The organism is Staphylococcus sp. HMSC062H10, from assembly GCF_001836945.1.
GTDB lineage: Bacteria > Bacillota > Bacilli > Staphylococcales > Staphylococcaceae > Staphylococcus > Staphylococcus aureus.
The window spans coordinates 1-242 of record NZ_KV830992.1 but is presented as its reverse complement, the minus strand read 5'-3'; the positions used below and the strand labels follow the sequence as shown (position 1 = coordinate 242).

The 242-nt window shown below is 52.9% G+C and carries 3 tRNA genes; all 3 read right to left on the bottom strand.

From position 1 onward, the window contains the following. Positions 1-2: 2 nt before the first annotated feature. A tRNA-Gly gene (locus HMPREF2658_RS10605) sits at positions 3-77 on the bottom strand. 3 nt (positions 78-80) lie between these two features. Continuing rightward, positions 81-162, bottom strand: a tRNA-Leu gene (locus tag HMPREF2658_RS10600). Between the two features lie 3 nt (positions 163-165). Continuing rightward, positions 166-241, bottom strand: a tRNA-Lys gene (locus tag HMPREF2658_RS10595). Position 242: the final 1 nt, after the last annotated feature.

The following is a 242-nucleotide window of genomic DNA, read 5'->3' as shown; positions in this document are numbered from 1 at the left end:
AATGGAGCAGAAGACGGGATTCGAACCCGCGACCCCAACCTTGGCAAGGTTGTATTCTACCGCTGAACTACTTCTGCATATGCGGGTGAAGGGAGTCGAACCCCCACGCCGTAAGGCGCTAGATCCTAAGTCTAGTGCGTCTGCCAATTCCGCCACACCCGCAAATGGTGAGCCATAGAGGATTCGAACCTCTGACCCTCTGATTAAAAGTCAGATGCTCTACCAACTGAGCTAATGGCTCT